The following is a 16436-nucleotide window of genomic DNA, read 5'->3' as shown; positions in this document are numbered from 1 at the left end:
AAATGGCGATGGGCCCGGGGCGAGAGGAAAATCACGCCTATCGCCTATCGCCTATCGCCTATCGCCTATCGCCTATCGCCGGTCTTAACCTATTTTCCCCGTATCAATCAGCTGCTGGATCAGCGGCCGCATGATCAGCTCCATGGCAAAACTCATCTTGCCGCCAGGTACCACCAGGGTGTTGTGGCGCGACATAAACGACCCTTGGATCATCGATAGCAGGTAGGGAAAGTCCACCTTCTTGATCCCGCGGAATCGGATCACCACAAAGCTTTCGTCGAGGCTTGGAATGGCCTTGGCACTGAACGGGTTGGAAGTATCTACCGTCGGTACCCGCTGGAAGTTGATGTGGGTACGGGAAAACTGCGGGGTGATGTAATTGAGGTAGTCATCCATCGAGCGGACAATCGACTCCATTACCGCTTCGCGGGAATGGCCACGATCCCGGGTATCCCTGACAATTTTCTGGATCCATTCCAAGTTGACGATCGGCACCATGCCAATCAGCAAATCGACATGCTGGGCGGCATTGACCTCACCGTCGACGACACCACCGTGCAGGCCTTCATAGAACAGCAGGTCGGTATTTTCCGGTAGGGTCTGCCAAGGCGTGAAGGTGCCGGGCATGAGGTTGTAAGGCACGGCTTCGTCGAATGTGTGCAGGTAACGGCGGAACTGGCCGCTACCGTCTTCACCGTACTGGCGGAAAAAAGTCTCCAGCAACGGGAAGTCGTTGGCTTGGGGGCCGAAATAACTGATATGACGGCCTTGCTCTTTGGCTTTACGGATCTCGACGTCCATCTCCGGTCGGGTAAACCGGTGGAAACTGTCGCCTTCAAGCCAAGCAGCATTGATGCTCATCATATTGAACATCTTACGGAAAGCTTCGGAGGTGGTCGACGTACCTGCCCCCGAGGACCCTGTTACTGCAATAATCGGATGTTTTGCAGACATGACAAACCCTGTCGTTAACATTAACGGAAAGAGTTATTAACAGGGCTGGGCGGTAAGGTCAAGCCGGGATGTCAAAAATGCCGGGTCTACAAAGCTTACGTAGGGTTAATGTTGCCCCAGTTGGCGCTTGGATTTGATGTCGATGGTTTCATGCAGCTCGGAGTAAACAATCACCGCCTCGCCTTTTTCCAGCTGCTGGCGCACTCGGGCAACCTTGGCGGCCATCGAGAGTTCGCGCTCGCCGTAGTCGGTGCCTTCACGCAGGACAAAATGCTCTATCAGGTTAGTCAGGGTATCGGGATCAATGTCTTGCCAAGGGATATTCATGGTTACAGCTTTTTGGTGGCGGATGGTTAGGACAATTATATTGGCAAAAGCATCAGTTGTAGAGAGGGAAGAGCCTAGTTCCTAGTTCCTAGATCCTAGGCAGAGAAAGAGCGAGAGATTTAAGCCCGAGACAATTAGGAGCCAGAAAAGCAGGGTTTCTTCTCTAGGATCGAGGATCTCGAACCTAGGATCTTGTCAAACCACTCCGGTATTGTCTTCTCCAGCCAGAAATCCGGTTGGCGCCACGAGCCGGTGACAAAACCGACATGGCCGCCGTACTGGTACAGGTCATATTGGATATGCGGTGGCAGCGGCTCGGTAGGGATCACCGCCTCGGTCATAAACGGGTCGTCCTTGGCGTGGATCACCCGCAACGGGGTCTTGACCTCTCTCAGGCGAGGTAGTCCGCTACAGCGCTGGTAGTAATCGGTGGCGTCTTTGAAACCGTGCAGGGGTGCGGTGACGAACTCATCGAACAGCCACAGGGTGTCAAGCTGCTCGACATCATCATGGGTAATGGGCATCGCATTGGGCAAGGCGGTGATTTTCCTGCTCAGGTTGCGCTTCATCGAGCCGAGCAGGTACCGCTGGTAGACCTTTGAAAATCCTTGCTGGATCCGCTCCGAGCAGGCGGCTAGATCCAAGGGAGGGGAAATCACTTGTGCCGCAGCCAGCTCCGAATGCTCACCACTTTCAGCCAGGTAGTTAACCAGCATATTGCCCCCGAGTGACACGCCGACAGCCAAGAAAGGCTGGGTGGGCAGTTGCTGGCGCAACCACTGGAGAAAGAAACGCGCGTCGGCCGTTTCGCCTGAGTGGTAACTGCGGGGCTTGCGGTTCATCTCGCCGCTGCAGCCGCGGAAGTGCATCATGACCCCGAGCCAACCTTGTTGTGTTGCCGCATGGAGCAAGCCGTTGGCATAGGGGCTGTGGAAGCTGCCTTCCAAGCCGTGAAACAGGATCATCACGGGTTGCTTTGGCTGGGTATCGGTCACGGGGGCCGTCCACGCCAAGTCGAGGAAATCCCCGTCTGGCGTCTCGATACGCTGGGTGTGAGGCGTGAACAATGGCTTACGGCGCAAAAAGCGCGGCAGCAGGGTTTGCAGGTGAGGATTTGCGAGCCCTTTGGCTGGATTGAAAGCCATTGTCATGTCTATACCTCGGAGTGGATCTATTTCGCCATCAATTTATCTATCAATGCCACAGCCCCCAGGCGATGGCAATAGCGGGCTAGGTTTGCGGCGTCTTCATTATCAGCTACGTGGCGAAGTGGCAGTTGGTTTAACGTCGCAATCAGGTCGTGCTGTTGCTGGCGTTCCATTTGCAGCTCGAAATCTTTGAGTTGCTCGTATCCGGTTGTATCCAGTTGAGGCTTTAGGGAGCGTCGCATATGGCGGTAGCGCTCGAGCAGGCCTTCGGTTGGCTGGAGGCTCAGTTCCAACTGCTGCCGTTGCTGCTGTGTCAGGTCAATAGCCTGCGCATCAAGCCAGATCATCAACAGGGCCAGATTCACGCTGCCTCTGTGGAAGGTTTGTAGTGCAAGGCAGGCGGCCTCGACGTCCGCCTTGAAGTAGTGGCTGTAGCTGAACTGCCAGAAGGCATCATGGCTCAGCGGTGCTTGGCTCGAGTCATTATGCTTCAGTTCATCACTCTGGGGCATGCTGCTGCTCCATCGCTTCTAGCTCTTCTTGGAGCTCCATCCACTCCATCTCGACCTCTTCCAGCGTTGATTTGGCATCTGCCTGACGCTGCAGTTGTTCGTTTAGCCGCGCCTTGTTCTCTGCCTCGTAGATACTGCCGTCACTGAGTTGGGTTTCGGCGTCGCTGATAGTGGTATTGAGCTTGTCCATCTTGGTTTCAAGCTGGGTGATTTTCTTGCGGATAGGTGCGGTCAGCTTACGCAGCTCTGCCTCTAGGCGCTTTTGCTCCTTGCGCGAGGCCGCACTGTTATCCTTGCTGACTTCCGGCTTGCTGGCCTGCTGTTCGCGGCGCTCGTTACGCTGCTGCTCGGTCAGCCACTTGTGGTAGTCATTCAGATCACCATTGAACGGCACTACCTGACGGTCATGGACAAGATAGAGATCGTCGGTAGTCGCACGCAGCAAATAGCGGTCGTGGCTAACGATAACCATGGCACCTTCAAAAGATTGTAGGGCAAAAGTCAGTGCCTGACGCATGTCGAGATCGAGGTGGTTGGTCGGTTCATCGAGTAGCAACAGGTTAGGACGCTGCCATACGATCAATGCCAAGACCAAACGGGCTTTCTCGCCACCGGAGAAAGGCCCCACTTTTTCCAGCGCTTTGTCACCCAGGAAGCCGAAGCTACCGAGGTAATCACGCAGTTGCTGCTCGGTCGACTGTGGCGCGATACGGGCCATGTGCTGGACAGGCGTATCGTCTAAATACAGGGTCTCGAGCTGGTGCTGGGCGAAGTAGCCAATCTTCACCCCTTGTGAATAGGTGAGATCTCCCGCTTTGGCCGGCAGATCGCCGGACAGCATTTTGATCAGGGTGGATTTACCGGCACCGTTGCGTCCGAGCAGGCCGATACGGCTACCCGGCACCAAGTTCAACCGGATCTTCTCGAGGATCAGGTTGTCGTCATAACCGGCTGCGACCTGATCCATCATCAAGATAGGATTGGGCAGGGCGCTTGGCTCGCGGAATTCGAAACTGAATGGGTTATCGAACTGGGCGGGTAATACTTTTTCCATTCGCTCCAGCGCTTTGATCCGGCTCTGGGCCTGACGCGCTTTGCTGGCTTTGTAGCGGAAGCGGTCGATGTATGACTGCATATGCGACATTTGTTTTTGCTGCTTCTGGTACATCGCCTGCTGCAAAACCAATTTCTCTGCCCGTTGGGTTTCAAACGACGAGTAGTTACCGGTGTAGCTATTCATGGTTTGGTTTTCGACATGGATGATCCGGTTAACCACTGGGTCGAGGAAGTCACGGTCATGGGAGATCAGTACCAGCGTACCGCGGTAGCTTTGGAGCCATTTTTCTAGCCACATCACCGCATCGAGATCCAAGTGGTTGGTCGGTTCATCGAGCAGCAGCAGATCGGAGCGGCACAGCAGGGCCTGGGCAAGGTTGAGGCGCATACGCCAGCCCCCCGAAAACTGGGTCAGGTGCCATTGCATTTGTTCTTGCGAAAAGCCAAGGCCGTCTAGCAGCTCGGCAGCACGGGCGCGGATACTGTAGCCGCCAATGGCTTCCAGTTTGCCATGCAGTTCTGCCACTTTGGTGCCGTTGTCCGCTTGCTCGGCAGCAAGAAGATCGACCTCCAGCTGGCGGTATTCACGGTCACCGTCTATCACATATTCCAGTGCATCACGCTCAAGGGCCGGGGTTTCCTGAGCCACCCAGGCGAGCTCCCAGTTGGCTGGGTACTGACAGTTGCCGGCATCGACGCTGAGCTCATGCTTGAGCAGGGCAAACAGGGTGGATTTACCACAGCCATTTTTGCCGACCAGACCGACTTTGTCGCCCGGGTGGATAGTCGCCGTGGCTTGATCGAGCAGGACCTTGCCACCGCGTAGAAGTTGGATATCGGAAAAAGTGATCATTGACTGTGCCGGGGTTGCCCCGCTCCGCAAAAGCTAAATGCAAGAATTAAGTGCGGAGTCTACCGCAAAGCGGCGGTGACCGCTAATACCGCCATGCGAGGATAAATACCAAGGAAGCGAATGGTGAAGGTGATTAATCGATCTACTTTGCCTGCAATTATGTATTATGTGGATATAGGTTAATGAAAAGTTGTAACTTACGGCGCTATAGGCATATTTTGCCGTATAACAAGGAATGCTATGTCAGAAAAAGGACTTCCTCGCATACTCGTACTCTATGCCCATCCAGATCCCGTGGCATCGGTCGCAAACAGCACCATGTTGGCGGCGATCAGTCAGCTTTCCCATGTCACGGTCCATGATCTCTATGCGGCCTATCCTGACTTCTTTATCGATGTCACCTTTGAGCGGGAGCTGGTTAGGGATCACGACATCATTGTTTTCCAGCATCCTCTTTATATGTACTCCTGCCCATCGCTGCTCAAGGAGTGGATTGATGTTGTCCTCAGCAAGGGGTTTGCCCATGGCGAGGGCAACCAGACTAAAAACAAGTACTGGCGCTCGGTGATCACCACCGGTGGGGCTGCGGAAGCTTATACCCCGGATGGTTATAACCGTTGCAGCATGGATGAAATCCTGCGGCCATTTGAGCTCAGTGCCATGTTGTGCCGGATGAAGTGGTTGCCACCTTTGGTATTGCACTGGGCCCGGCGGGTGCCGGTTGAAGAGCGCAAGCAGCATGGCGAGGACTATCGCCAGTGGTTGGAAGCACCCAGCACACTGATGGAGGAGGCAAAGTATGGCGAGTGATGTATTGTCGGTCAGTGTGGTGTTCCTTGCCGCTGCGGTGGTTGCGGTGCCGATTGCCCAGCGTTTGGGTTTGGGCTCGGTACTGGGCTACTTGTTGGCAGGGATCGCGATTGGCCCGTGGGGGCTGAGGCTGATCTCCGATGTCGATGCGATTCTCCATTTCTCTGAATTTGGTGTGGTGCTGCTGCTGTTTCTCATCGGGTTGGAGCTTAATCCCAAGAAGCTGTGGCAGATGCGAAAACCGATTTTGGGGCTTGGTGGTAGCCAGGTAGTGGTGACGACGTTGGTGATTGCCGCTTTGGTGCTGCTGCTGGCCGGACAGTCATTGTTACCTGCGGTGTCATGGCGAGATGCTTTGGTGGTCGGGATGGGACTGGCTTTGTCATCGACGGCCATTGCTTTACGGGTGATTGAAGAGCAGAACCTCGGTGGCAGTGAAACGGGTCAGTCAGGGTTCGCGGTGTTGCTGTTCCAGGACATCGCGGTGATCCCTATGCTGGCGATACTGCCGGTATTGGCGGGTGGCGGTGGCGGTAGCTGGCTTGATTTTAGCTGGATGATCGGCGGTATCTTGGCCTTGCTGGTCGGTGGCCATTTCCTGCTGCGCCCGTTGTTTCGCTGGGTGGTACTCAGTGGGGTGCGTGAGCTGTTCAATGTCGCGGCATTGCTGCTGGTGATCGGAATAGCCCTGGGGATGCAGTCGCTGGGGTTGTCGATGGCCCTGGGTACTTTCCTCGCTGGAGTCCTGTTGGCAGAGAGCGAATACCGCCATGAGCTGGAAATCGCTATCGAGCCCTTTAAGGGATTGTTGCTGGGGCTGTTTTTTATCTCGGTCGGTATGGCCGTTAATCTTGGATTGTTACTGCAGTACCCGCTGCAGATCTTGATGGCTGTTTTTGCGCTGATCAGTATCAAGGGGTTGATCCTGTATGGTTTGGCAAGGTTCTTCGGTACCCGTGCCAAGTCACGTAGCCAGATGGCGGCTATCCTCAGCCAGGGGGGGGAGTTTGCCTTTGTTCTGTTCACCGCCGCAATGGGGGAAGGGCTGCTGGGTGGCGAGTTGTCGGCGTTCTTGCTGGTGGTGGTCAGTCTGTCGATGATGACCACGCCATTGATTCTGTTGTTGCAGGACAAGTGGTTCATCCACACCTTCAAAGCAGAAGCCGAGGCAGAGCTGGAGTCGGACGTAATAGACCGAGAGCCGCGGGTGATCATCACCGGGTTCGGTCGTTTCGGGCAGGTGGTGGGGCGCTTGTTATTTGCCAACAAGATCCGGGTGACGGTGTTGGAGCGGGATCCGAGCCAAATTCAGTTTCTGCGCAAATTCGGTTATAAAGTGTATTACGGCGATGCGACCCAACTGGACTTGTTGCGCGCGGCCGGGGCCGACAAGGCTGAAGCCATTATTATCTGTACCGATGAGCCGGACGAGGTGATGGAAGTGGTCGATTTGTGCCAGCAGTATTTTCCTAAGCTTAAAGTACTGGCAAGGGCCAGAAGCCGGGTCGAGGCACACCAGCTGCTCAGCCACGGGGTCGAGAACTTTTCTCGGGAAACTTTTGCCGGAGCCCTTGATTTGGGCCGTCAGGCCCTCATATCTCTTGGCATGCATCCCTATCAGGCCAAGCGGGCCGAGGCGCATTTCCGTCGTTTGGATACTACCGCCTTGAGAGACTTACTTCCGCAGCACTCTGAGGATGTCCATTTGGCAACCCGAGCACGTGAAGCGCGCAAAGAGCTGGAAGAGATTTTTGACCGGGAGATGCGGGGAGAGCGGGAACGCCATGATGGCTGGGACTGACAAGTCTCCCTAATTAACACAGAGGCAAGGAGCGAAAGCATGGCCAAGAAGCGATTTATCGCCGGTGCAGTCTGTCCAAGCTGTAGTCAGCAGGATACGCTGCGCTGGTGGCAGGAAAATGATGTGGAGCGGGTTGAATGCGTGTCTTGCGGTCATGCCGATGTGAGAGCACCACAATCGGTCGAGCAGAGCGAGCAACTCTCTACACAAACCAAACAACAAGTTATCGGTATATTTAAGCCCGAAGACTGATTTGGCTGAACAGCCTTTAAACAGAATATTGGCATCTAGCTGCCATTATCCGGTATCATGCGGGCGAAATCCTTTGATACCCAGTTCAAAATTGGAGTAAACATGAAAGTCGCTAAAGACATCGTAGTAAGCCTGGCTTACCAAGTGAAGACCGAAGAAGGCGTTGTTGTTGATCAGTCGACAACTGAAGCACCTCTTGATTACCTACACGGCCACAACAACCTGATCGTGGGTTTGGAGAAGGCGCTTGAAGGCCGCGAAGCTGGCGACAAGTTTGAAGTGACAGTTGCTCCAGAAGAAGCGTACGGTGAGCACGTTGACGAGATGGTTCAGCGTGTACCGGCTGACGTATTCCAGGGCGTAGACGAAATCACTGTTGGCATGCGTTTCCTAGCTGATACTGATCAGGGTCCAATCCCTGTAGAAGTTACTGAAGTTGACGGTGACCACGTTGTTGTTGACGGCAACCACATGCTAGCAGGTCAGACTTTGACTTTCGGCGTAGAAGTTGTTGCGGTACGAGCTGCGACTGAAGAAGAAGTTGCTCATGGCCATATCCACCAGGGCGGCGGTTGCTGCGGTGGCGGTAGCTGTGGCGATCACGACCACGGTGAGCAGGAAGAAGGCTGTTGTGGCGGCGAAGAAAAAAGCGGCGGTTGCTGCTCACACTAATCGCTCGCGGTTAGAATGAAAAAAAGGAAGCTATTGGCTTCCTTTTTTTGTTTTCAAATCAATAATGCGGCGGTGGTGTTTCTTCCGACTCGCTGGCCATATTCGATGGCTCTATGCCCTTGACCTTGCCAACCATGAATTTCAACTGGGTCTGCATTTTATCAATCAGGAACTGCTGCTCAGTAAGGGCCTGGTTTAGCTCCTCGATAGTTTGCTCCTGAAAAGCCTGCTTCATTTCAAGCTCGTCGATACGGGCCTGTAGCTGTTCGATTTCTTTCATTGCGTTATTCCGTCGTCCATTGCTGGGCGATACCTGCCGAAGTTCCCGAGACCACATGACCGTCGGGAGTAATGGCCACATCATACACCACCGCTGCTGGGGGTCGAGTATCTTGTTTGGCTGCAGCCTCCCAGCGGCCAAGGTTGTCCCCGGTTTGGGTATCCCATAATTCTACCCGTCGGGCAGGGGTGCCGGTAGCGAGCAGCTTACCGTCATCGGAGAACCGGGCACTGGATAAAATCTGCTGGCGTAGGCGCACGGCCAGTGACGAAACTTGCTCTCCGCTGGGTAAATCCCAAATGACGATCTCGTTGCTACCATCGGCAGTCATTGCCAGTTTACCGTCGCGTTGCAGGGCTACACGGCTGATCCGACTCTGGTGCTCGAACTGCTGGAGGATCTGGCCACTTTGGGTGTCCCACAGGTAAGCCGAATGATCATTTCCCCCCGATAAGGCATAGCGTCCATTGGCTGAAATCGCCACCGAATTAACTTTTTCATGGTGGGCGAGGAACTCTAGTCGTCTTCCGCTGCCCAAGTCGACATACAGGGCTTTGCTGTTGGACAGGGCTAGCAGGACATGTTGACCGTTGTTGGCAACAGCGGCATCGCGGATCAAACCGTCGGAAATGGACCACAGTCCCTCGGATTGGCCCCAGGCGAGATCCCAGACCGCAAAGTTTTGCGCCGTGGCGGTAATGGCGTAGCGGCTGTTGTCGGATATCTGGCTGCAGAGCACCGTATTGTGATGTGGATCTTGAGAACCAAAATCAGCTAACTTTTTGTTTTGCTGTAAATCCCACAGCACGATACCTTGTTGGGCTGAGTGGTAAAGGGCAAACCGTCCGTCCCGGCTCAGGCTGAAACTGGTGGTGCCTTCTGGTGCAAGATCCCAGCGTTGTAACTCTGTACCGGAAAAAAAGCAGCCAGTGAGAATGAAAAGTGCCAAAATGAAGCAGGGCACGTATCTTTTTGTTTGCATTAAGGTCTTGTTCCACTTGGTTAACACATAGTGTCATTTCCTTATGAATGTACTGTTGGGCAGTGAATTCATAAGGTGCATATTAGTATATTGATCTACAGTGCTTTTCATACCGCTTGTTGAAAAGGCTGGTGAATGATTTTTGAGGTTTTGCCTCAGTTTAAAATGGAGAAATACATGAAACCTGTTCTAAAGATGTCTGTTTTGGCTGCAACAATCCTGCTAGCTGTAGGCTGCCAAGATGAGAAAGCAGCGGAAACAAAACCGGCAGAGCCTGCAAAAGTAGAGCAGGTCGCAGCGGAAGCCGCACCGGCGACATTTGCTACTGAAGATGACAAAGCAGCTTATGCGATCGGTGCTTCACTGGCCCAATACCTAGCCGCTAACCTAGACCAGCAGAAAGAGCTGGGCTTGGAGCTGAGCCGTGAGCAAGTCCTTGCCGGTGTGACTGACGTATTTGCTGGCCAGAGCCGTCTGACAACGGAAGAGACTCAGCAGGCGCTTCAGTCGCTGGATCAGCGTGTGTCTGAAATGGCGCAGCAGAAAGCCCAGGAAGAAGCAGAAAAGAACATCAAAGCTGGTGAAGATTACCGCGCTGAGTTCGAGCAGAAAGACGGTGTAGTCAAGACTGACTCAGGCCTGCTGTACCAAGTCGATACTGCAGGTGAAGGAGACAAGCCGGCAGCAACAGATACTGTTAAAGTACACTACAAAGGTATGCTAACTGACGGCACTGAATTCGATAGCTCTTACGCACGTAATCAGCCTGCGACATTCCCGCTAAACCAAGTGATTTCTGGTTGGACTGAAGGCGTACAGCTAATGCCTGTTGGTTCGAAGTTCACTTTCGTTATCCCGCCAGAGTTGGCCTACGGCTCTCAGGCAAATCCAAGCATTCCTGCTAACTCGACCCTAGTGTTCGAAGTCGAGCTACTGGATATCGTGAAAGCAGAACAGCCAACTGCAGAAGAAACGCAGTAAGTCCCGCCGTTTTACCACCATATCGGTCATTATTAAAAACCCAGCGAAAGCTGGGTTTTTTTATCATTCTAGTTGTATATGATGTGAAAATGTTCAGGCTCGTGTCCGAAATCTGATAAACTTGCAAGCAAGATTTGAAAATTTATCAATCGCCGTGAAAGATCCTTTTTCGGTGAGGCATAGCCCATTCTATTAATTTTTCCCATTTCTGTGGTAAAGAAGTTAAATAGAATGGGCAACAGCAAGGAAGATAATCGCGTGGTATCTACTGAAAACTATGGCTCAGAAGTGATGGTCGAGAGTGACTTGATTGAGCCGCGTGCTTTTAGCGAGCATGATTACATTATCCTACGTTCATACGAGGCTGTCGTCGATGGCTTGGCGGCACTGATTGGTCCGTTCTGTGAAATCGTGCTCCACTCGCTAGCCGATCTCAATACCTCGGCCATCAAAATCGCCAATGGTGAGAATACCGGCCGTAAAGTCGGCTCCCCGATCACTGATCTTGCCCTGCGCATGCTGCGTGATATCGAAGGTTCAGAGCGTAACTTTTCCCGAGCCTACTTCACCCGCGCCAAGGGGGGGGATTTGATGAAGTCGATCACCATTGCTATCCGCAATGGCGATAATGACATCATTGGCCTGCTGTGTATCAACGTCAATCTGGATGCGCCATTTTCGCAAATCCTGCAATCCTTCATGCCGACCGATGAAGCCAAGCAGGCGGCATCGAGCGTAAACTTCGCCAGCGATGTCGATGAGCTGGTGGATCAGACCGTTGAGCGCACCATTGAAGAAATTAATGCCGACAAGAATGTCTCGAACAATGCCAAGAATCGTCAGATCGTGATGGAGTTGTACGACAAGGGGATTTTCGATATCAAAGACGCGATCAACCGGGTTGCCGATCGTCTTAATATCTCCAAGCACACGGTATACCTCTACATCCGCCAGCGTAAAACCGAGGATGGCGAAAAATGAGCCTGAACTATGTGCTGGTAGTGGAAGGCCCGGCTTACGGGACCCAGTCGGCACGGTCAGCTTACCAGTTTGCCCAAGCGCTGTTGGCTGAAGGGCACCGCTTGTCGCGGGTGTTTTTCTATCAGGACGGGGTCCACAACGGCTCAGCCCTGACAGCTCCGGCTTCGGACGAGTTTGACTTGGTCGGGGCTTGGCAGCAGTTGGCGCAGGACCATGGCACCGAGCTGCAAACCTGCGTCGCGGCTGCTCTGCGTCGGGGGATCATAAGCCCTCAGGAAGCAGAGCAGAATCAGTTAGTGGGCAGCAACCTGGCCGCCGGTTTTGAGCAAGCCGGCTTGGGTGGGTTGGCTGAAGCCATGCTGACCGCTGATCGCGTCATTCAATTTTAACGAGGTAGTCATGACAACCTTAGGTTTTGTATTCCTCCACGCGCCGCATGGTATCGCCTCGGGTCGTGAGGGGTTGGATGCCGTATTGGCTACCTCGGCCTATAGCGAAGATATTTCACTGTTCTTTCATGGTGATGGTGTTTACCAGTTGCTTGATGGGCAGCAGCCCCAGGGGATCTTGTCACGTGATTATATTGCTACGTTCAAGATGTTAGAGCTCTATGATATCGAGCAGGTTTATGTCTGCCGCCAGTCGCTGCAGGCGCGCGGACTCACTGTGGGGGATTTGCTGATCGACGTCATTGAGTGTGAATCGGCGGCATTTACCGAACACCTCCATGCCTGCCAGCGCGTTCTGACGTTCTAGGTTTCTCACTTTATAGCACAATCAACAACGCCATAATCACTCAGGCATAGTTTCGAGGCACAGCATGCTGCATATTTTTACCCGCTCCCCATTCCAGTCTCAAGCCTTCAGCGAAGCCGCGACGATAATCAGCAAAAATGACTCGATTTTGTTGATCCAGGATGCAGTAATCGCTGCTACGGTAGAAAACACCCCAATTTTTCAGTTTCACGAAGCCGGCGTAAAAATTTATTTACTGTCTGAGGATATCATTGCCAGAGGGCTACAGGCCAAGCTCAAGCTTGAAGTCAATGTTGTTGATTATAAAGGGTTTGTTGGCTTGACCGTTGATAATGAAACCCAGATGAAATGGGTTTGATAGGGACTCTCAAACCTTGGAAAACCAGTGGATATTTGGTTGATTAAGAAATAATCATTTAATTGATCGCTGGTTACATCTTGACACCCTTGGGTGCGATGCCTAAAATTTCGCGTCCTCCTGTTGTTGGGAGGCAGATTTTTCATCTTTACGAAAGTAATATTTCAGGAGCTATTTAATGGCAACTATTAACCAGTTGGTACGTAAGCCACGTGCTAAGCAAGTTGTAAAAAGCAACGTGCCTGCACTAGAAGCGTGCCCACAGAAGCGTGGTGTATGTACTCGTGTATACACTACTACTCCTAAGAAACCTAACTCGGCACTACGTAAAGTATGTCGTGTTCGTCTAACCAACGGTTTCGAAGTAACATCATACATCGGCGGTGAAGGTCACAACCTTCAGGAGCACTCAGTTGTTCTTATCCGTGGTGGTCGTGTTAAAGATTTGCCAGGTGTGCGTTACCACACCGTTCGTGGTGCACTTGACTGTGCAGGCGTTAACGACCGTAAGAAAGGTCGTTCTAAGTACGGTGTGAAGCGTCCTAAGTCTTAATGGATTCCGTTAAGTAAGGCCAAACACTAAAATTATTTAATTTTGAAGAAACTGTAAAGTTTTGGATAACCTGAAGACACAACGGAGATTTCCATGCCACGTCGTCGCGTAATTGGTCAGCGTAAGATCCTTCCAGATCCAAAGTTCAAATCTGAGCTGCTGGCAAAATTCGTCAACATCCTAATGGTTGACGGTAAAAAATCTACTGCAGAAAAAATTGTTTACTCTGCACTAGAAACTATGGCTGAGCGTTCTGGTGAAGAACACCTAGCTGTATTCGAAAAAGCTCTTGAAAATGTACGTCCAGCGGTAGAAGTTAAATCTCGCCGTGTGGGTGGTTCAACTTACCAGGTGCCTGTAGAAGTACGTCCAGTACGTCGTAACGCACTAGCTATGCGTTGGTTGGTTGAAGCTGCGCGTAAGCGTGGTGAAAAATCTATGGCTCAGCGTCTAGCAGGCGAAATGCTTGATGCGGCTGACAACAAAGGTTCTGCTGTTAAGAAACGTGAAGACGTTCACCGTATGGCAGACGCGAACAAAGCGTTCGCACATTACCGCTGGTAATTTACCCGGTAATACAAATAGGGCGCGGCAAGCTTGGCTTGTCGCGCCTAAACCATACTCTAAGGACCCCCTTAGTAAGAGGATACTGCCGTGGCTCGTAAAACGCCTATCGAGCGCTACCGTAACATTGGTATTTGTGCTCACGTTGACGCCGGTAAAACAACAACTACCGAGCGTATCCTGTTTTATACAGGCTTATCTCACAAAATTGGTGAGGTTCACGACGGCGCAGCTACCATGGACTGGATGGAGCAGGAGCAGGAACGTGGTATCACCATCACATCTGCTGCGACTACCACCTTCTGGCGTGGTATGGAAGCTCAGTTCCCAGAACACCGCGTAAACATCATTGATACCCCTGGACACGTTGACTTTACTATCGAAGTAGAGCGTTCATTACGTGTGCTTGACGGTGCCGTTGTTGTTTTCTGTGGCTCTTCTGGTGTTGAGCCTCAGTCTGAAACCGTTTGGCGACAGGCTGATAAGTACGAAGTACCGCGTATGGTTTTCGTAAACAAGATGGACCGAGCTGGTGCTGACTTCCTTCGTGTTGTTGACCAGATCAAAAACCGTCTTGGTGCGAACCCAGTGCCAATTCAATTGAATATCGGTGCTGAAGACGAATTTAAAGGCGTTGTTGACCTTATCAAGATGAAGGCTATCAACTGGGATGAATCTGATCAGGGTATGTCATTTACCTATGAAGATATTCCAGCGGACATGACTGAGCTTGCTGAGGAATGGCGTCAGAACCTGGTTGAATCAGCTGCGGAAGCAACTGAAGAGCTGATGGACAAGTACCTTGAAGAAGGTGAGTTGTCTGAAGCGGAAATCAAAGCCGGTCTTCGCCAGCGCACGCTAGCGAACGAGATCGTGCTGGCAACCTGTGGTTCAGCATTCAAAAACAAAGGTGTTCAGGCTGTACTTGATGCAGTTATCGAATTCCTGCCTTCGCCAACGGAAGTGAAAGCTATCCGCGGTGAAGACGAAGACGGTAACGATGTTGAGCGTCACTCAAGCGATGACGAACCATTCTCAGCGCTAGCGTTCAAAATCGCAACCGACCCATTCGTTGGCACTTTGACCTTCATGCGTGTTTATTCTGGGGTTGTAAATTCTGGCGACACCGTCTACAACTCTGTAAAAGAAAAACGCGAGCGTTTCGGTCGTATCGTACAGATGCATTCGAACAAACGTGAAGAAGTGAAAGAAATCCGTGCGGGTGATATCGCAGCGGCGATCGGCCTGAAGAATGTCACTACCGGTGACACGCTATGTGACCAAAACCACCGAGTGGTTCTTGAGCGCATGGAATTCCCAGAGCCTGTTATCCAAATCGCTGTTGAGCCTCGTTCACAAGCTGACCAAGAAAAAATGGGTATTGCGCTAGGTAAACTGGCTGCAGAAGATCCATCGTTCCGCGTCGAAACCGACGAGGAATCTGGTCAAACTTTGATTTCAGGTATGGGTGAACTTCACCTTGATATCATCGTTGACCGTATGAAGCGCGAATTCAGCGTTGAATGTAACGTTGGTAAGCCTCAGGTAGCATACCGTGAAACTATCCGTGGTAAAACGGAAGTGGAAGGGAAGTTTGTGCGCCAGTCAGGCGGTCGCGGCCAGTATGGTCACGTATGGCTGAAAATCGAACCATCGGAGCCTGATGAAGGTTTCGTGTTCGTGGACGAAGTCGTTGGTGGTGCGGTACCGAAAGAGTACATCAGTGCTGTTTCTAAAGGTATCGAAGAACAGATGAACAACGGTGTGCTTGCAGGCTATCCTGTAATGGATGTCAAAGCGACCTTGTTCGACGGTTCTTACCATGACGTTGACTCCAACGAAATGGCATTTAAGATTGCCGGCTCTATGGCTTTCAAGAAGGGTGCGCTAGACGCTCAACCCGTTATTCTTGAGCCATTGATGAAGGTTGAAGTAACCACACCGGAAGACTGGATGGGTGATGTTGTTGGTGACCTTAACCGTCGCCGCGGCATGATCGAAGGTATGGATGAAGGCCCTGCTGGCCTGAAAATTGTCCGTGCTAAAGTACCGCTTTCGGAAATGTTTGGTTACGCAACTGACCTACGTTCAGCGACTCAGGGTCGTGCGTCATATTCAATGGAATTCAGTGAATACTCTGATGTTCCAAAGAATGTCGCCGATGCTATCATCGCCGAGCGTGGTTAATCGCAATATCTATATTGCGCCAATGGCTGTTGGCGCATAAAATAGCAACTTCTGACGCGTCCCATATTTTTGTCAATGGGGCGTATCACAACTAGGAAGGAACACGATCGTGTCTAAAGAAAAATTTGAACGCGTAAAACCGCACGTTAACGTTGGTACTATCGGCCACGTTGACCACGGTAAAACAACTCTAACTGCTGCTATCTGTACTACGCTTGCAAAAGTGTACGGTGGCCAAGCTAAAGACTTCGCATCTATCGATAACGCTCCAGAAGAGCGCGAGCGTGGTATCACAATCTCTACTTCTCACGTAGAGTACGATACTCCAACTCGTCACTACGCACACGTAGACTGCCCAGGACACGCCGATTACGTTAAAAACATGATCACTGGTGCTGCGCAGATGGAC

20 protein-coding genes are annotated in these 16436 nt (G+C 52.1%); 13 read left to right on the top strand and 7 right to left on the bottom strand.

Annotation, left to right across the window (positions count from 1 at the left end; all coding sequences use genetic code 11):
- Positions 1 to 84 precede the first annotated feature (84 nt).
- From L4D79_RS21325 to L4D79_RS21305, 5 genes are all read right to left on the bottom strand, one after another.
- Entirely contained in the window at positions 85 to 954 is an 870-nt protein-coding gene (locus L4D79_RS21325) for a phosphoribulokinase (protein WP_428654145.1), read from the bottom strand.
- Between the two features lie 105 nt (positions 955 to 1059).
- Positions 1060 to 1281, bottom strand: coding sequence for a YheU family protein (locus L4D79_RS21320; RefSeq protein WP_428654143.1), 222 nt, complete (start codon positions 1279 to 1281; stop codon positions 1060 to 1062).
- A gap of 134 nt (positions 1282 to 1415) precedes the next feature.
- Positions 1416 to 2426 (bottom strand): hydrolase, encoded by a 1011-nt coding sequence (locus tag L4D79_RS21315; RefSeq protein WP_428654497.1) that lies wholly within the window; start codon positions 2424 to 2426, stop codon positions 1416 to 1418.
- Positions 2427 to 2452: 26 nt separating this feature from the next.
- Complete coding sequence (locus tag L4D79_RS21310) at positions 2453 to 2941, bottom strand: TIGR02444 family protein (RefSeq protein ID WP_428654141.1); 489 nt, start codon at positions 2939 to 2941, stop codon at positions 2453 to 2455.
- Entirely contained in the window at positions 2928 to 4850 is a 1923-nt protein-coding gene (locus L4D79_RS21305; protein WP_428654140.1) for an ABC transporter ATP-binding protein, read from the bottom strand. Before L4D79_RS21305 ends, L4D79_RS21310 begins: the two co-directional genes overlap by 14 nt.
- A 240-nt stretch (positions 4851 to 5090) precedes the next feature.
- On the opposite strand from L4D79_RS21305, the gene kefG reads away from it, so the two are divergent.
- The 4 genes from kefG to slyD all read left to right on the top strand — a co-directional run bounded on the left by kefG (position 5091) and on the right by slyD (position 8385).
- A complete protein-coding gene (kefG, locus tag L4D79_RS21300) occupies positions 5091 to 5660 on the top strand; it encodes a glutathione-regulated potassium-efflux system ancillary protein KefG (RefSeq protein ID WP_428654138.1) in 570 nt (189 codons plus the stop codon).
- Positions 5650 to 7461 (top strand): glutathione-regulated potassium-efflux system protein KefB, encoded by a 1812-nt coding sequence (gene kefB, locus L4D79_RS21295; RefSeq protein ID WP_428654136.1) that lies wholly within the window; start codon positions 5650 to 5652, stop codon positions 7459 to 7461. The genes kefG and kefB overlap by 11 nt, the downstream gene beginning before the upstream one ends.
- Before the next feature lie 39 nt (positions 7462 to 7500).
- Positions 7501 to 7713 carry a YheV family putative zinc ribbon protein gene (locus tag L4D79_RS21290; RefSeq protein ID WP_428654134.1) on the top strand — a complete coding sequence of 71 codons (213 nt, stop codon included), beginning with the start codon at positions 7501 to 7503 and terminating at the stop codon, positions 7711 to 7713.
- A 102-nt stretch (positions 7714 to 7815) separates the two neighbouring features.
- Positions 7816 to 8385, top strand: a complete 570-nt coding sequence (slyD, locus tag L4D79_RS21285) for a peptidylprolyl isomerase (protein WP_428654132.1) — start codon at positions 7816 to 7818, stop codon at positions 8383 to 8385.
- A 58-nt stretch (positions 8386 to 8443) separates the two neighbouring features.
- Here slyD and L4D79_RS21280 read toward each other — a convergent pair whose 3' ends face one another.
- The gene (locus tag L4D79_RS21280; protein ID WP_107349846.1) at positions 8444 to 8665 is read right to left on the bottom strand and encodes a SlyX family protein; all 222 of its coding nucleotides are present in this window, start codon (positions 8663 to 8665) and stop codon (positions 8444 to 8446) included.
- A 4-nt stretch (positions 8666 to 8669) separates the two neighbouring features.
- Entirely contained in the window at positions 8670 to 9647 is a 978-nt protein-coding gene (locus L4D79_RS21275) for a WD40 repeat domain-containing protein (RefSeq protein WP_428654130.1), read from the bottom strand.
- A 177-nt stretch (positions 9648 to 9824) separates the two neighbouring features.
- Here L4D79_RS21275 and fkpA point away from each other — a divergent pair, with 177 nt between their 5' ends.
- From fkpA to L4D79_RS21230, 9 genes are all read left to right on the top strand, one after another.
- Positions 9825 to 10628 (top strand): FKBP-type peptidyl-prolyl cis-trans isomerase, encoded by an 804-nt coding sequence (fkpA, locus tag L4D79_RS21270; protein WP_428654127.1) that lies wholly within the window; start codon positions 9825 to 9827, stop codon positions 10626 to 10628.
- Between the two features lie 291 nt (positions 10629 to 10919).
- Positions 10920 to 11609, top strand: coding sequence for a helix-turn-helix transcriptional regulator (locus tag L4D79_RS21265; protein WP_420849251.1), 690 nt, complete (start codon positions 10920 to 10922; stop codon positions 11607 to 11609).
- Positions 11606 to 11998: a sulfurtransferase complex subunit TusD gene (gene tusD / locus L4D79_RS21260; protein ID WP_428654125.1), complete on the top strand. Its 393-nt coding sequence runs from the start codon at positions 11606 to 11608 to the stop codon at positions 11996 to 11998. The genes L4D79_RS21265 and tusD overlap by 4 nt, the downstream gene beginning before the upstream one ends.
- A 10-nt stretch (positions 11999 to 12008) precedes the next feature.
- Positions 12009 to 12365, top strand: a complete 357-nt coding sequence (gene tusC, locus L4D79_RS21255; protein ID WP_428654122.1) for a sulfurtransferase complex subunit TusC — start codon at positions 12009 to 12011, stop codon at positions 12363 to 12365.
- Between the two features lie 64 nt (positions 12366 to 12429).
- Entirely contained in the window at positions 12430 to 12723 is a 294-nt protein-coding gene (gene tusB, locus L4D79_RS21250; protein WP_428654120.1) for a sulfurtransferase complex subunit TusB, read from the top strand.
- 178 nt (positions 12724 to 12901) lie between these two features.
- The gene (gene rpsL, locus L4D79_RS21245; protein ID WP_005417208.1) at positions 12902 to 13276 is read left to right on the top strand and encodes a 30S ribosomal protein S12; all 375 of its coding nucleotides are present in this window, start codon (positions 12902 to 12904) and stop codon (positions 13274 to 13276) included.
- 93 nt (positions 13277 to 13369) lie between these two features.
- A complete protein-coding gene (gene rpsG, locus L4D79_RS21240; RefSeq protein ID WP_005371760.1) occupies positions 13370 to 13840 on the top strand; it encodes a 30S ribosomal protein S7 in 471 nt (156 codons plus the stop codon).
- A 90-nt stretch (positions 13841 to 13930) separates the two neighbouring features.
- A complete protein-coding gene (gene fusA / locus L4D79_RS21235) occupies positions 13931 to 16027 on the top strand; it encodes an elongation factor G (RefSeq protein WP_428654116.1) in 2097 nt (698 codons plus the stop codon).
- A gap of 109 nt (positions 16028 to 16136) precedes the next feature.
- A partial coding sequence (locus L4D79_RS21230; protein WP_428645725.1) for a GTP-binding protein occupies positions 16137 to 16436 on the top strand: 300 nt, incomplete at its 3' end.

The organism is Photobacterium satsumensis (assembly GCF_050336935.1).
Taxonomy (GTDB): Bacteria; Pseudomonadota; Gammaproteobacteria; order Enterobacterales; family Vibrionaceae; genus Photobacterium; species Photobacterium satsumensis.
The sequence above is the reverse complement of the archived record's forward strand: the minus strand, read 5'-3'. Positions and strand labels throughout refer to the sequence as shown.

Bases quoted from the DNA above. Each gene is read 5' to 3' on its own strand.
- L4D79_RS21325 (WP_428654145.1), bottom strand. From the start codon at position 954: ATGTCTGCAAAACATCCGATTATTGCAGTAACAGGGTCCTCGGGGGCA.
- L4D79_RS21320 (WP_428654143.1), bottom strand. From the start codon at position 1,281: ATGAATATCCCTTGGCAAGACATTGATCCCGATACCCTGACTAACCTG.
- L4D79_RS21315 (WP_428654497.1), bottom strand. From the start codon at position 2,426: ATGGCTTTCAATCCAGCCAAAGGGCTCGCAAATCCTCACCTGCAAACC.
- L4D79_RS21310 (WP_428654141.1), bottom strand. From the start codon at position 2,941: ATGCCCCAGAGTGATGAACTGAAGCATAATGACTCGAGCCAAGCACCG.
- L4D79_RS21305 (WP_428654140.1), bottom strand. From the start codon at position 4,850: ATGATCACTTTTTCCGATATCCAACTTCTACGCGGTGGCAAGGTCCTG.
- kefG (WP_428654138.1), top strand. From the start codon at position 5,091: ATGTCAGAAAAAGGACTTCCTCGCATACTCGTACTCTATGCCCATCCA.
- kefB (WP_428654136.1), top strand. From the start codon at position 5,650: ATGGCGAGTGATGTATTGTCGGTCAGTGTGGTGTTCCTTGCCGCTGCG.
- L4D79_RS21290 (WP_428654134.1), top strand. From the start codon at position 7,501: ATGGCCAAGAAGCGATTTATCGCCGGTGCAGTCTGTCCAAGCTGTAGT.
- slyD (WP_428654132.1), top strand. From the start codon at position 7,816: ATGAAAGTCGCTAAAGACATCGTAGTAAGCCTGGCTTACCAAGTGAAG.
- L4D79_RS21280 (WP_107349846.1), bottom strand. From the start codon at position 8,665: ATGAAAGAAATCGAACAGCTACAGGCCCGTATCGACGAGCTTGAAATG.
- L4D79_RS21275 (WP_428654130.1), bottom strand. From the start codon at position 9,647: ATGCAAACAAAAAGATACGTGCCCTGCTTCATTTTGGCACTTTTCATT.
- fkpA (WP_428654127.1), top strand. From the start codon at position 9,825: ATGAAACCTGTTCTAAAGATGTCTGTTTTGGCTGCAACAATCCTGCTA.
- L4D79_RS21265 (WP_420849251.1), top strand. From the start codon at position 10,920: ATGGTCGAGAGTGACTTGATTGAGCCGCGTGCTTTTAGCGAGCATGAT.
- tusD (WP_428654125.1), top strand. From the start codon at position 11,606: ATGAGCCTGAACTATGTGCTGGTAGTGGAAGGCCCGGCTTACGGGACC.
- tusC (WP_428654122.1), top strand. From the start codon at position 12,009: ATGACAACCTTAGGTTTTGTATTCCTCCACGCGCCGCATGGTATCGCC.
- tusB (WP_428654120.1), top strand. From the start codon at position 12,430: ATGCTGCATATTTTTACCCGCTCCCCATTCCAGTCTCAAGCCTTCAGC.
- rpsL (WP_005417208.1), top strand. From the start codon at position 12,902: ATGGCAACTATTAACCAGTTGGTACGTAAGCCACGTGCTAAGCAAGTT.
- rpsG (WP_005371760.1), top strand. From the start codon at position 13,370: ATGCCACGTCGTCGCGTAATTGGTCAGCGTAAGATCCTTCCAGATCCA.